This window comes from Pararhizobium sp. A13 (assembly GCF_040126305.1).
In the GTDB taxonomy this organism is placed as follows: domain Bacteria; phylum Pseudomonadota; class Alphaproteobacteria; order Rhizobiales; family Rhizobiaceae; genus Pararhizobium.
In genome coordinates, this window is sequence record NZ_CP149510.1 from 2778314 (window position 1) to 2791215 (window position 12902).

Annotated in this window: 22 protein-coding genes and 1 pseudogene; all 23 read left to right on the top strand. The window is 59.0% G+C overall.

Going from position 1 to position 12902, the window contains the following annotated elements:
* Positions 1–45: 45 nt before the first annotated feature.
* Positions 46–1741 (top strand): annotated as a pseudogene (fusA, locus tag WI754_RS13660) (elongation factor G); the annotation flags it as partial.
* 84 nt (positions 1742–1825) lie between these two features.
* A complete protein-coding gene (locus WI754_RS13665) occupies positions 1826–2098 on the top strand; it encodes a hypothetical protein (protein ID WP_349437815.1) in 273 nt (90 codons plus the stop codon).
* A 72-nt stretch (positions 2099–2170) separates the two neighbouring features.
* Positions 2171–3346, top strand: a complete 1176-nt coding sequence (tuf, locus tag WI754_RS13670; protein WP_349433979.1) for an elongation factor Tu — start codon at positions 2171–2173, stop codon at positions 3344–3346.
* A gap of 144 nt (positions 3347–3490) precedes the next feature.
* Complete coding sequence (gene rpsJ / locus WI754_RS13675) at positions 3491–3799, top strand: 30S ribosomal protein S10 (RefSeq protein WP_003507767.1); 309 nt, start codon at positions 3491–3493, stop codon at positions 3797–3799.
* Between the two features lie 138 nt (positions 3800–3937).
* Entirely contained in the window at positions 3938–4618 is a 681-nt protein-coding gene (gene rplC, locus WI754_RS13680; RefSeq protein WP_349433993.1) for a 50S ribosomal protein L3, read from the top strand.
* 12 nt (positions 4619–4630) lie between these two features.
* Positions 4631–5251, top strand: coding sequence for a 50S ribosomal protein L4 (rplD, locus tag WI754_RS13685; RefSeq protein WP_018328284.1), 621 nt, complete (start codon positions 4631–4633; stop codon positions 5249–5251).
* Entirely contained in the window at positions 5248–5541 is a 294-nt protein-coding gene (locus WI754_RS13690) for a 50S ribosomal protein L23 (protein ID WP_018328283.1), read from the top strand. Before rplD ends, WI754_RS13690 begins: the two co-directional genes overlap by 4 nt.
* A gap of 11 nt (positions 5542–5552) precedes the next feature.
* On the top strand, positions 5553–6389 hold the full coding sequence (rplB, locus tag WI754_RS13695) for a 50S ribosomal protein L2 (RefSeq protein WP_018328282.1): 837 nt from the start codon (positions 5553–5555) through the stop codon (positions 6387–6389).
* Between the two features lie 15 nt (positions 6390–6404).
* Positions 6405–6683, top strand: a complete 279-nt coding sequence (rpsS, locus tag WI754_RS13700; protein ID WP_018328281.1) for a 30S ribosomal protein S19 — start codon at positions 6405–6407, stop codon at positions 6681–6683.
* 2 nt (positions 6684–6685) lie between these two features.
* Positions 6686–7075, top strand: coding sequence for a 50S ribosomal protein L22 (rplV, locus tag WI754_RS13705; RefSeq protein WP_018328280.1), 390 nt, complete (start codon positions 6686–6688; stop codon positions 7073–7075).
* The gene (gene rpsC / locus WI754_RS13710; protein ID WP_349433995.1) at positions 7075–7788 is read left to right on the top strand and encodes a 30S ribosomal protein S3; all 714 of its coding nucleotides are present in this window, start codon (positions 7075–7077) and stop codon (positions 7786–7788) included. The genes rplV and rpsC overlap by 1 nt, the downstream gene beginning before the upstream one ends.
* A gap of 38 nt (positions 7789–7826) precedes the next feature.
* Positions 7827–8240, top strand: coding sequence for a 50S ribosomal protein L16 (gene rplP / locus WI754_RS13715; RefSeq protein WP_018239489.1), 414 nt, complete (start codon positions 7827–7829; stop codon positions 8238–8240).
* Positions 8241–8252: 12 nt separating this feature from the next.
* Complete coding sequence (gene rpmC, locus WI754_RS13720) at positions 8253–8453, top strand: 50S ribosomal protein L29 (protein WP_018328278.1); 201 nt, start codon at positions 8253–8255, stop codon at positions 8451–8453.
* A gap of 12 nt (positions 8454–8465) precedes the next feature.
* On the top strand, positions 8466–8702 hold the full coding sequence (rpsQ, locus tag WI754_RS13725; RefSeq protein WP_018328277.1) for a 30S ribosomal protein S17: 237 nt from the start codon (positions 8466–8468) through the stop codon (positions 8700–8702).
* Between the two features lie 324 nt (positions 8703–9026).
* Positions 9027–9395, top strand: coding sequence for a 50S ribosomal protein L14 (rplN, locus tag WI754_RS13730; protein WP_018328276.1), 369 nt, complete (start codon positions 9027–9029; stop codon positions 9393–9395).
* A 12-nt stretch (positions 9396–9407) separates the two neighbouring features.
* Entirely contained in the window at positions 9408–9716 is a 309-nt protein-coding gene (gene rplX / locus WI754_RS13735) for a 50S ribosomal protein L24 (RefSeq protein ID WP_018328275.1), read from the top strand.
* Complete coding sequence (gene rplE / locus WI754_RS13740; RefSeq protein WP_018328274.1) at positions 9709–10269, top strand: 50S ribosomal protein L5; 561 nt, start codon at positions 9709–9711, stop codon at positions 10267–10269. The genes rplX and rplE overlap by 8 nt, the downstream gene beginning before the upstream one ends.
* A 31-nt stretch (positions 10270–10300) precedes the next feature.
* Positions 10301–10606: a 30S ribosomal protein S14 gene (rpsN, locus tag WI754_RS13745; RefSeq protein ID WP_018328273.1), complete on the top strand. Its 306-nt coding sequence runs from the start codon at positions 10301–10303 to the stop codon at positions 10604–10606.
* Positions 10607–10618: 12 nt separating this feature from the next.
* A complete protein-coding gene (rpsH, locus tag WI754_RS13750) occupies positions 10619–11017 on the top strand; it encodes a 30S ribosomal protein S8 (protein WP_018328272.1) in 399 nt (132 codons plus the stop codon).
* Between the two features lie 43 nt (positions 11018–11060).
* Positions 11061–11597, top strand: coding sequence for a 50S ribosomal protein L6 (gene rplF / locus WI754_RS13755; RefSeq protein ID WP_018328271.1), 537 nt, complete (start codon positions 11061–11063; stop codon positions 11595–11597).
* A gap of 12 nt (positions 11598–11609) precedes the next feature.
* On the top strand, positions 11610–11972 hold the full coding sequence (gene rplR, locus WI754_RS13760) for a 50S ribosomal protein L18 (RefSeq protein WP_349433996.1): 363 nt from the start codon (positions 11610–11612) through the stop codon (positions 11970–11972).
* 134 nt (positions 11973–12106) lie between these two features.
* Positions 12107–12676: a 30S ribosomal protein S5 gene (gene rpsE / locus WI754_RS13765; protein ID WP_062582484.1), complete on the top strand. Its 570-nt coding sequence runs from the start codon at positions 12107–12109 to the stop codon at positions 12674–12676.
* A gap of 13 nt (positions 12677–12689) precedes the next feature.
* Entirely contained in the window at positions 12690–12893 is a 204-nt protein-coding gene (rpmD, locus tag WI754_RS13770) for a 50S ribosomal protein L30 (protein WP_112850761.1), read from the top strand.
* Positions 12894–12902: the final 9 nt, after the last annotated feature.

Below are 12902 nucleotides of genomic sequence, written 5' to 3' on the forward strand. Positions count from 1 at the left end.
ATGGCTCGCGAATATAAAATCGAAGACTACCGCAATTTCGGTATCATGGCGCATATCGACGCCGGCAAGACCACGACGACTGAGCGCATCCTGTACTACACGGGCAAGTCGCACAAGATCGGCGAAGTCCATGACGGCGCTGCCACCATGGACTGGATGGAGCAGGAGCAGGAACGCGGCATCACCATCACGTCCGCTGCCACCACGACCTTCTGGAAGGGCCGTGACGGCAAGATGCGCCGCTTCAACATCATCGACACCCCCGGCCACGTCGACTTCACCATCGAAGTCGAGCGTTCGCTGCGCGTTCTCGACGGTGCCATCGCTCTGCTCGACGCCAACGCCGGTGTTGAGCCGCAGACGGAGACCGTCTGGCGTCAGGCCGAGAAGTACAACGTTCCGCGTATGATCTTCTGCAACAAGATGGACAAGACCGGCGCCGATTTCTATCGCTCGGTTGACATGATCAAGTCCCGTCTCGGTGCGATCCCGGTCGTCATGCAGCTGCCGATCGGCGCTGAGAGCGACTTCAAGGGCGTCATCGACCTGATCGAAATGAACGCTCTCATCTGGCGCGACGAGTCGCTCGGCGCACAGTGGGACGTTGTCGAGATCCCGGACGACATGAAGGAAAAGGCCGCGAAGTATCGCGAACTCCTCATCGAAACCGTTGTCGATATCGACGAAGCCGCCATGGAAGCTTATCTGGAAGGCGTCATGCCCGACAATGAGCAGATCCGTGCGCTCGTTCGTCGCGGCACCATCGACGTGAAGTTCCACCCCATGTTCTGCGGTACCGCGTTCAAGAACAAGGGCGTTCAGCCGCTTCTCGACGCCGTCGTCGACTATCTGCCGTCCCCGGCAGACATCCCGGCGATCAAGGGCATCGACGTCAAGACCGAAGCCGAAATCGAGCGTCATGCTTCTGATGAAGAGCCGCTTTCGATGCTCGCGTTCAAGATCATGAACGACCCCTTCGTTGGCTCGCTGACCTTCGCACGCATCTACTCCGGCAAGCTCGAAAAGGGCACGTCGGTCATGAACACGGTCAAGGAAAAGCGCGAACGCGTCGGCCGCATGCTGCAGATGCATTCCAACTCGCGTGAAGACATCGAAGAAGCCTTCGCAGGCGACATCGTTGCTCTCGCCGGCCTCAAGGAAACCACCACCGGCGATACGCTCTGCGATCCGCTGAAGCAGGTTATCCTCGAGCGGATGGAATTCCCCGAGCCGGTCATCCAGATCGCGATCGAGCCGAAGACCAAGGGCGACCAGGAAAAGATGGGCCTCGCGCTCAACCGCCTGGCTGCCGAAGATCCTTCGTTCCGCGTCAAGACGGATGAAGAATCCGGTCAGACGATCATCGCCGGCATGGGTGAACTTCACCTCGACATCCTGGTCGACCGCATGCGCCGCGAATTCAAGGTTGAAGCAACGGTCGGCGCGCCGCAGGTTGCCTATCGTGAAACCATCACGAAGAAGCACGAGGAAGACTACACGCACAAGAAGCAGTCCGGCGGTACCGGCCAGTTCGCGCGTCAAGATCGTGTTCGAGCCGAACGAAGAAGGCGAAGACTTCAAGTTCGAGTCCAAGATCGTCGGCGGTGCTGTTCCGAAGGAATATATCCCGGGCGTTCAGAAGGGCATCGAAAGCGTTCTGTCTTCGGGTCCGCTCGCAGGCTTCCCGATGCTCGGCGTCAAGGCGACCCTCATCGACGGCGCCTTCCACGATGTCGACTCGTCGGTTCTCGCTTTCGAAATCGCCTCGCGCGCCTGCTTCCGTGAAGCGGCAAAGAAGGCCGGCGCTCAGCTTCTTGAGCCGATGATGAAGGTCGAAGTCGTAACGCCGGAAGACTATGTCGGCGACGTTATCGGCGACTTGAACTCGCGTCGTGGCCAAATCCAAGGCCAGGAATCCCGCGGTGTTGCCGTTGTCATCAACGCAAACGTCCCGTTGGCGAACATGTTCAAGTACGTGGACAACCTGCGCTCGATGAGCCAAGGCCGTGCCCAGTATTCGATGACGTTCGATCACTATTCGCCGGTTCCGTCGAACGTGGCGCAGGAAATCCAGGCGAAATACTCCGGTCAGAAGTGACCGGAGCCTACGCCATCTGACAGAAACAAGAGAATTACCCCCTGATTGGGGTCAGAAAACGGAGAGCCGGAAATGGCAAAGAGCAAATTTGAGCGCAACAAGCCGCACGTTAACATTGGCACGATCGGCCACGTTGACCATGGCAAGACGTCGCTGACGGCAGCGATCACGAAGTATTTCGGCGAATACAAGGCGTATGACCAGATCGACGCCGCTCCGGAAGAAAAGGCGCGCGGCATCACCATCTCGACGGCGCACGTCGAATATGAGACGCCGGCCCGTCACTATGCGCACGTCGACTGCCCCGGCCACGCCGACTACGTCAAGAACATGATCACCGGTGCGGCCCAGATGGACGGCGCGATCCTGGTTTGCTCGGCTGCCGACGGCCCGATGCCGCAGACCCGCGAGCACATCCTGCTTGCCCGTCAGGTCGGCGTTCCGGCGATCGTCGTGTTCCTCAACAAGGTCGACCAGGTCGACGACGCCGAACTGCTCGAACTCGTTGAGCTGGAAGTGCGCGAACTGCTGTCGTCCTACGACTTCCCGGGCGACGACATCCCGATCATCAAGGGTTCGGCTCTGGCTGCGCTGGAAGATTCGGACAAGAAGATCGGCGAAGACGCGATCCGCGAGCTGATGGCAGCGGTTGACGCCTACATCCCGACGCCTGAGCGTCCGATCGACCAGCCGTTCCTGATGCCGATCGAAGACGTGTTCTCGATCTCGGGCCGTGGCACGGTCGTCACCGGTCGCGTCGAGCGCGGCATCGTCAAGGTTGGCGAGGAAATCGAAATCGTCGGCATCCGTCCGACGACGAAGACGACCTGCACCGGCGTTGAAATGTTCCGCAAGCTGCTCGACCAGGGCCAGGCCGGCGACAACATCGGCGCGCTGCTGCGCGGCGTCACCCGTGACGGCGTCGAGCGTGGCCAGATCCTGTGCAAGCCGGGTTCGGTCAAGCCGCACAAGAAGTTCATGGCTGAAGCCTACATCCTGACGAAGGAAGAAGGCGGCCGTCATACGCCGTTCTTCACCAACTACCGTCCGCAGTTCTACTTCCGCACGACGGACGTGACGGGCATCGTGTCGCTGCCGGAAGGCACGGAAATGGTCATGCCGGGCGACAACGTCACCGTTGCCGTCGAGCTGATCGTGCCGATCGCGATGGAAGAAAAGCTGCGCTTCGCCATCCGCGAAGGCGGCCGCACCGTCGGCGCCGGCATCGTCGCATCGATCGTCGAGTAATCGAGACGGCCAAAGGGCCGTTGGTGGCAGGGACATGGTTCTCCATGTCCCTGCGATTTTTGACAAAACGGTCTGCTGAATAATTGAAGTTCTTTGTGTTTTGCCGTATTGGCGGGCACAGAATCACGAACAAGGACAAGTCGAATGAATGGCCAGAATATCCGCATCCGCCTGAAGGCGTTTGATCACCGGATCCTCGATGCCTCCACGCGCGAAATCGTGTCGACGGCCAAGCGTACCGGTGCAAGCGTACGCGGCCCGGTACCGCTTCCGACCCGGATTGAAAAATTCACGGTCAACCGGTCGCCCCACGTCGACAAGAAGAGCCGTGAACAGTTCGAGATGCGCACCCACAAGCGCCTTCTCGACATCGTCGATCCTACGCCGCAGACCGTTGACGCGCTGATGAAGCTCGACCTGGCTGCCGGCGTGGACGTGGAAATTAAGCTTTAATAACAAGGAAGGTACGTGGATTTCGGTCCAACGGCTTCCAAAAACGGGCGACCCTTTGATCGGATGATCCAAGGGAGACCTTAAACCAGAGATGTGAAGGGGTTCGCTCCGACACTAACTCTTAAGAGGAATGAACCAATGCGTTCAGGTGTGATTGCACAGAAAGTGGGAATGACCCGCGTCTATAACGACGCCGGTGAGCATATCCCAGTAACAGTATTGCGGATGGAAAACTGCCAGGTAGTTGCCCATCGCACAGAAGACAAGAATGGCTACACCGCAGTTCAGCTCGGTGCTGGTCAGTCCAAGGTCAAGAATACGAGCAAGCCGTTGCGCGGTCAGTTTGCTGCCGCAAGCGTTGAGCCGAAGGCCAAGGTCGTCGAGTTTCGCGTTACGTCGGACAATCTGATCGATGTCGGCGCCGAACTCACTGCAAACCATTTCGTCGCGGGCCAGCTCGTAGACGTTACCGGTACATCTGCCGGTAAGGGTTTTGCCGGTGCGATGAAGCGCCACAACTTCGGCGGTCTGCGTGCAACGCACGGCGTGTCCGTATCACACCGTTCGCATGGTTCGACTGGTTCCAACCAGGATCCGGGCCGCGTCTGGAAGGGCAAGCGCATGGCTGGTCACATGGGCCAGACGCGCATCACCACCCAGAACCTGGAAGTGGTCTCCACCGATGAAGACCGCGGTCTGATCCTCGTCAAGGGCGCCGTACCCGGCTCCAAGGGCGCATGGATCGTCGTTCGCGACGCCATCAAGTCCGGCACCCCGGCTGACGCTCCGCGTCCTGCCGCCGTGCGCGCAGCCAAGTAAGGGGGCCAGATCATGGATCTCAAAGTCACCACCCTCGAGGGAAAAGAAGCGGGCCAGGTCTCCCTGTCCGATGCGATTTTCGGTCTCGAGCCTCGCGAAGATATCATTGCCCGCGTCGTTCGCTGGCAGCTCGCCAAGAAGCAGCAGGGCACGCACAAGGCCAAGGGTCGCGCCGAAGTTTCGCGCACCGGCGCCAAGATGTTCAAGCAGAAGGGTACGGGCCGCGCTCGTCATCATTCGGCTCGCGCTCCGCAGTTCCGCGGCGGTGGTAAGGCTCATGGCCCGGTTGTTCGCAGCCACGCTCATGACCTGCCGAAGAAGGTTCGCGCTCTCGGCCTGCGCCATGCGCTGTCGGCCAAGCTTCGTGCTGAAGAACTGATCATCGTCGACAACCTGGTTGCCGCCGAAGCCAAGACGAAGACGCTGACCGGCGCTTTCGCAACGCTCGGCCTGACCAACGCACTGTTCATCGGTGGCGTCGAACTCGACAGCAACTTCAAGCTCGCAGCCCAGAACATCCCGAACGTGGACGTTCTGCCGGTCCAGGGCATCAATGTTTACGATATTCTGCGCCGCGGCAAGCTCGTGCTGTCCAAGGCTGCAGTTGAAGCTCTTGAGGAGCGGTTCAAATGACTGACCTTCGCCACTATGATGTGATCGTTTCTCCTTCGATCACCGAAAAGTCGACGCTGGTTTCTGAACAGAACCAGATCATCTTCAACGTCGCCAAGGGTGCGTCGAAGCCGGAAATCAAGGCTGCCGTCGAAGCACTGTTCGGCGTCAAGGTGACGGCTGTGAACACGCTGCTCCGCAAGGGTAAGCTGAAGCGTTTCCGCGGCTTCGCCGGCCGGCAGAAGGACGTCAAGAAGGCGATCGTCACACTTGCTGACGGTCAGACCATCGACGTCTCCACCGGACTCTGAGGAATAGAACAATGGCATTGAAAAGTTTCAATCCGACGACCCCGAGCCAGCGTCAGCTGGTCATCGTCGACCGGTCCGGCCTCTGGAAGGGCAAGCCCGTCAAGGCGCTGACCGAAGGCCTGTCCTCCAAGGGCGGTCGTAACAACACCGGTCGCATCACGGTGCGCTTCCAGGGCGGCGGTCACAAGCGGACCTACCGTCTGATCGACTTCAAGCGTCGCAAGTTCGACGTCGAAGGCACGGTCGAGCGCATCGAATACGACCCGAACCGCACCGCGTTCATCGCGCTCATCAACTATGCCGATGGCGAGCAGGCCTACATCCTTGCTCCGCAGCGTCTTGCTGCCGGCGACAAGGTGATCGCTTCGGAAAAGCAGGTTGACGTGAAGCCGGGCAACACCATGCCGCTTCAGTACATGCCGGTTGGTTCGATCGTTCACAACGTCGAGATGAAGCCGGGCAAGGGCGGTCAGATCGCCCGTTCGGCCGGCGCCTACGTCCAGCTCGTCGGTCGCGACCAGGGTATGGCGATCCTTCGCCTCAACTCCGGCGAACAGCGTCTGGTGCATGGTTCCTGCCTTGCAACGGTCGGTGCTGTATCGAACCCCGATCACGGCAACATCAACGACGGCAAGGCCGGCCGTTCGGTGTGGCGCGGCAAGCGTCCGCACGTTCGCGGCGTCGTCATGAACCCTGTTGACCATCCGCACGGCGGTGGTGAAGGCCGCACCTCGGGTGGCCGTCATCCGGTGTCTCCGTGGGGCAAGCCCACCAAGGGCAAGCGCACGCGTTCGAACAAGTCGACCGACAAGTTCATCATGCGCTCGCGTCATCAGCGTAAGAAGTAAGAGAGGAAGTCTCCAATGGCTCGTTCAGTATGGAAAGGTCCGTTTGTTGACGGCTATCTTCTCAAGAAGGCTGAGAAGGTTCGTGAAGGCGGTCGTAACGAAGTGATCAAGATGTGGAGCCGTCGCTCCACCATCCTGCCGCAGTTCGTCGGTCTGACCTTCGGCGTCTACAATGGCAGCAAGCATGTGCCGGTTTCCGTGTCGGAAGACATGGTCGGTCACAAGTTCGGTGAATTCTCTCCGACCCGGACCTATTACGGTCACGGTGCGGACAAGAAGGCAAAGAGGAAGTAATTATGGGCAAGGCAAAAGCCGAACGCCGGCTGAAGGATAATGAGGCGCAGGCAATTGCGCGCACGATCCGCGTCAGCCCCCAGAAGCTCAACCTGGTTGCCGCGATGATTCGCGGCAAGAAGGTCGACCGGGCTCTGGCCGAACTGGAATTCTCGCGCAAGCGCATCTCGGACACGGTCAAGAAGACCCTTGAGTCCGCAATCGCAAACGCAGAGAACAACCACGATCTCGACGTCGATAGTTTGATCGTCGCCGAAGCCTACGTTGGCAAGTCCATCGTCATGAAGCGGTTCCACGCTCGTGGCCGTGGCCGTGCATCGCGTATCGAAAAGCCTTTCGCGCATCTGACGATCGTTGTTCGCGAAGTCGAAGCCAAAGGGGAGGCCGCATAATGGGTCAGAAGATCAATCCAGTCGGCTTCCGCCTCGGCATCAACCGCACCTGGGACAGCCGCTGGTTCGCAGACAACGCCGAATACGGTCAGCTTCTTCATGAAGACCTGAAGATTCGCGCTTACCTGATGGAAGAACTGAAGCAGGCCGGTATCGCCAAGGTGGTCATCGAGCGTCCGCACAAGAAGTGCCGCGTCACGATCCACTCGGCTCGTCCGGGCCTGATCATCGGCAAGAAGGGCGCAGATATCGAAAAGCTCCGCAAGAAGCTTTCCGAGATGACCAACTCCGAAACGCACCTCAACATCGTTGAAGTTCGCAAGCCGGAAGTTGACTCCACCCTCGTTGCCCAGTCGATCGCCCAGCAGCTGGAACGCCGCGTTGCTTTTCGCCGTGCGATGAAGCGCGCTGTTCAGTCGGCCATGCGTCTTGGCGCCGAAGGCATCAAGATCACCTGCGGTGGTCGTCTCGGCGGAGCGGAAATCGCCCGTACCGAATGGTACCGCGAAGGCCGCGTGCCGTTGCACACGCTTCGCGCCGACATCGACTACGGTGTGGCTGAAGCCAAGACCGCTTTTGGTATCTGCGGCATCAAGGTGTGGATCTTCAAGGGCGAAATCCTCGAGCACGATCCGATGGCTTCCGAGCGTCGTGCGTCCGAGAGTGACGCCCAGGGCCCGAGCAGCAGCAACCGCCGTCGCGAAAACGCGTAACAGTCGTTCCTGGCAGCTAATATCGGAGAAGTAAAAAAATGTTGCAGCCAAAGCGTACTAAGTACCGCAAGCAGTTCAAGGGACGCATCAAGGGCGTTGCCAAGGGCGGTTCCGACCTTGCTTTCGGTGAATTCGGCCTGAAGTCTCAGGAGCCGAACCGCGTTAACGCGCGCGAGATCGAAGCGGCCCGCCGCGCGATCACCCGTCACATGAAGCGTGCCGGTCGCGTGTGGATCCGCGTATTCCCAGACGTTCCGGTCACGGCCAAGCCGACCGAAGTCCGCATGGGTAAAGGTAAGGGTTCGGTCGAATACTGGGCTTGCAAGGTCAAGCCCGGCCGAATGATGTTCGAAATCGACGGCGTCAGCGAAGAACTCGCCCGTGAGGCGCTTCGCCTTGGTGCTGCGAAACTCTCTGTCAAGACGCGCTTCGTACAGCGCATTGCAGAGTAAGGAGTAAAGCCCATGAAAGCCGAGACCGTTCGCGCACTGAGCGCAGATCAGCTCAACGAAGAGCTTGCCAAGCTGAAGAAAGAGCAGTTCAACCTGCGCTTCCAGAAGGCCACCGGCCAGCTCGAAAAATCGTCGCGCATCAATGAAGTCCGCAAGGATATTGCGCGCGTGAAAACCATTGCCCGCCAGAAGGCGGCAGAAGCCAAGGCTTAAGGACCGAAGAATATGCCAAAACGCATTCTGCAGGGCACAGTCGTCAGCGACAAGAACGACAAGACCGTAGTGGTCCGCGTCGAGCGTCGCTTTGCGCACCCGATCTTCCAGAAGACCGTTCGCCGGTCGAAGAAGTACAAGGCGCACGACGAGAACAACCAGTACAAGGTCGGCGACGTCGTTTCCATCGAGGAATGTGCGCCGATTTCCAAGGACAAGACCTGGACGGTCGTTTCCGTTCAGGCCTAATTGCGATTGATTTGCGCTTGGCCCTTGCGCCGGGCGCAAAAATCTGTATGAAGCAGCGTCAGAACGCTCCGGTGTCGAGCGTTCTTTTGCTTTGAGCGCACGGAAGGTCCCGTCTGGGAAACCACCCTGGCAACGATCCATCCCGCGCGACTGTACGATTCCCTCATTCGGAATCGATTTGAAGACGAAACGTGCAGCTATTCAAAGTGCTGTAGCGTCATTGCGTGCCCGTTCGGCGCGCGGCGCTGCGGAACAAAGTTTTCATAAGCCGGAGAAGGGGGCAGTTGCCCAACCGGTCCGGTAACAACAAGAAGGCGACCTGACATGATTCAGATGCAAACAAACCTCGACGTGGCGGATAATTCCGGCGCACGTCGTGTCATGTGCATCAAGGTGCTGGGCGGCTCCAAGCGCAAGTACGCTTCGGTCGGCGACATTATCGTCGTTTCGATCAAGGAAGCGATCCCGCGCGGCCGCGTCAAGAAGGGTGATGTGATGAAGGCGGTTGTCGTTCGCACCGCCAAGGACATCCGTCGTCCGGACGGCAGCGTCATCCGGTTCGATAACAACGCAGCTGTTCTTATCGACAACAAGAAAGAGCCGATCGGCACCCGTATCTTCGGACCGGTTCCGCGCGAACTCCGCGCCAAGAACCACATGAAGATCATCTCGCTGGCTCCAGAAGTGCTGTAAGGAGCGATTGAGATGCAAAAGATTCGCAAGGGCGACAAGGTCGTCGTATTGACCGGCAAGGACAAGGGCCGCTCCGGAGAAGTTCTCCAGGTGCTGCCGAAGGAAGACCGGGCTGTTGTGCGTGGCGTCAACATGGTGAAGCGTCACCAGCGCCAGACCCAGAGCCAGGAAGCCGGCATCATCAACAAGGAAGCTTCGATCCACCTGTCCAACATTGCTGTTGCCGACAAGGATGGCAAGCCGACCCGCGTCGGCTTCAAGGTTGTCGAAGGCAAGAAGGTCCGTGTGGCCAAGCGTTCGGGAGAAGTGATCGATGGCTGACACCAAGAAGTACGAACCCCGTCTGAAGACGGAATATGTTGAGCGCATCAGCAAGGCGATGCAGGAGAAATTCTCCTACGCAAACGTCATGCAGATCCCGCGTCTCGACAAGATCGTCATCAACATGGGTGTTGGCGAATCGACGGGCGACTCCAAGAAGCCGACTGTTGCTGCTGCCGACCTCGCAGCGATTGCTGGCCAGAAGCCGGTCATCACCCGTGCCCGCAACTCCATCGCCGGCTTCAAGCTGCGCGAAGGCATGCCGATCGGCGCCAAGGTTACACTTCGCGGCGCTCGCATGTACGAATTCCTGGACCGCCTGGTGAACATCGCTCTTCCGCGTGTTCGCGACTTCCGCGGCCTGAATCCGAAGTCCTTCGATGGCCGTGGCAACTTCGCCATGGGTATCAAGGAACACATTGTGTTCCCTGAGATCAACTACGACAAGGTTGATCAGATGTGGGGCATGGACATCATCGTTTGCACGACGGCAACGAACGACGACGAAGCACGCGCTCTGCTCACAGAGTTCAACTTCCCGTTCCGCCAGTAAGCCGTAACGACAAGCAGAAGGATTAAGTTGAATGGCGAAGACGAGCGCAATTGAAAAGAACAATCGCCGCCGTAAGTCGGTTGCCCAGGATGCCTCCAAGCGGGCAGCCCTGAAGGCAATCATCATGAACCAGTCTCTTCCGATCGAAGATCGCTTCAAGGCGACCTTGAAGTTGGCGAGCCTCCCGCGCGACGGATCCAAGACCCGCGTTCGCAACCGTTGCGAAGTCACCGGTCGTCCGCGCGCGTATTATCGCAAACTCAAGATGTCGCGTATTGCGCTTCGTGAACTGGGCAATTTCGGCAAGGTGCCGGGCATTGTCAAGTCGAGCTGGTAAGGAGACGGGCACATGGCAATGACAGATCCGCTGGGCGATATGCTCACCCGTATCCGTAACGGTGCTGCACGCCGCAAGTCGAGTGTTTCCACTCCGGCTTCCAAGCTGCGCGCACGCGTTCTGGATGTCCTTCAGGCTGAAGGTTACATCCGCGGATACTCAGAAGTCGAATTTGGTAACGGCAAGTCCGAGATCAACATCGAACTGAAGTACTACGAAGGTGCGTCGGTGATCCGTGAGATCGGCCGCGTATCGAAGCCGGGCCGCCGAGTTTATGTCTCGGTCAAGTCCATTCCGCAGGTCGCGAACGGTCTCGGTATCACCATCCTTTCGACCCCGAAGGGTGTGATGGCCGATCATCAGGCACGCGAACAGAACGTTGGTGGCGAGGTTCTCTGCTCCGTATTCTAATACGGCAGCAGTGATCTCCATAACGGACAGACAGGTTTGAAATATGTCTCGTATCGGTAAAAAGCCCGTTCCGGTTCCTGCAGGTGTCACGGCCACGGTTAGTGGCCAGACGGTGACTGCAAAGGGCCCGAAAGGCGAACTCTTCTTCGTTGCTAACGACGAAGTCGTCGTAAAGCTGGAAGACAACAACGCGGTGTCGGTGACCCCGGTTGACCAGTCCAAGGATGCTCGCTCGAAGTGGGGCATGTCCCGCACGATGATCGAAAACATCTTCAAGGGCGTCAAGGACGGTTACGAGCGCAAGCTCGAAATCAACGGCGTCGGCTATCGTGCGTCCATGCAGGGCAAGAACCTGCAGCTGGCACTCGGCTTCAGCCATGACGTGGTCTATCAGACTCCGGAAGGCATTTCGATTGCTGTGCCGAAGCCGACGGAAATCGTCGTCACCGGCATCAACAAGCAGCAGGTCGGCCAGGTTGCCGCGGAAATCCGCGAATACCGTGGCCCCGAGCCCTACAAGGGCAAGGGCGTCAAGTATGCCGGCGAGCGGATTGTCCGCAAAGAAGGCAAGAAGAAGTAAGGATCACGCGAAATGGCTACAAGGAAAGATACACTTGTGCGCCGCGCCAGCCGCGTGCGCCGTCAAATCAAGGCAGTCGCCAATGGCCGCCTGCGCCTGTCGGTTCATCGCTCGTCGAAGAACATCTACGCACAGGTTATCGATGACGTTGCAGGCAAGACGGTTGCGTCTGCCTCCACGCTCGACACCGATCTGCGTTCGTCTTTGAAGACGGGCGCTGACACGGCAGCTGCTGCTGCCGTTGGCAAGCTCCTTGCGGAGCGCGCTTCCAAGGCCGGCGTCAAGGACGTCGTCTTTGACCGCGGCGCCTTCATCTATCACGGCCGCGTCAAGGCGCTCGCCGAGGCAGCCCGCGAGGGTGGCCTGAACTTCTGATGCAATTTTCCAGGCGTTAACGTCTGGACTCGAACAAATTGCACGGATAATACCCGGTCGCTTCGGTTCAATGAAACCGAAGCGACTTTTGTCAATCTGCCGATTGCACCCGGAAAAGAAAAAGGAAAAGGACAATGGCACAAGAAAAAAGAGGTTCTCGCGAAGATCGCCAGAACCGCGAGGAGCGCGACAGCGAATTCGTTGACAAGCTCGTAGCAATCAACCGCGTTGCCAAGGTGGTAAAGGGCGGCCGTCGTTTCGGCTTCGCTGCTCTCGTCGTCGTCGGTGACCAGAAGGGCCGCGTTGGCTTCGGTCATGGCAAGGCACGCGAAGTGCCGGAAGCTATCCGCAAGGCAACCGAAGCTGCCAAGCGCGAACTGATCTTCGTTCCGCTGCGCTCGGGCCGCACGCTTCATCATGACGTTCATGGCCGCCATGGCGCCGGCAAGGTCCTGCTGCGCTCCGCCAAGGCTGGTACCGGCATCATCGCCGGTGGTCCGATGCGCGCCGTTTTCGAAACGCTCGGCATGCATGACGTCGTTGCGAAGTCGACCGGTTCGTCGAACCCGTACAACATGATTCGCGCTACGTTCGATGCCCTGAAGAACCAGGCGCATCCGAAGGACGTCGCGGCACAGCGCGGCCTGAAATACGCCACGCTCCAGGCCCGTCGTGCGTCCGCCGGCGTCGCTTCCGAAGAATAAGGGAGTCTGAACAATGGCCAAGAAAGAAGTTGCAAAGAAGACGGTTACGGTCGAGCAGACCGGTAGCCCCATTCGCCGGCCTGCCGTACAGCGCGCGACGCTGATCGGTCTCGGTCTCAACAAGATGCACCGGGTCAGCACGCTGGAAGATACGCCTTCCGTTCGTGGCATGATCCGGGCCGTCCAGCACCTCGTTCGCGTCGTCGACGAGAAGTGAGGGGGATAC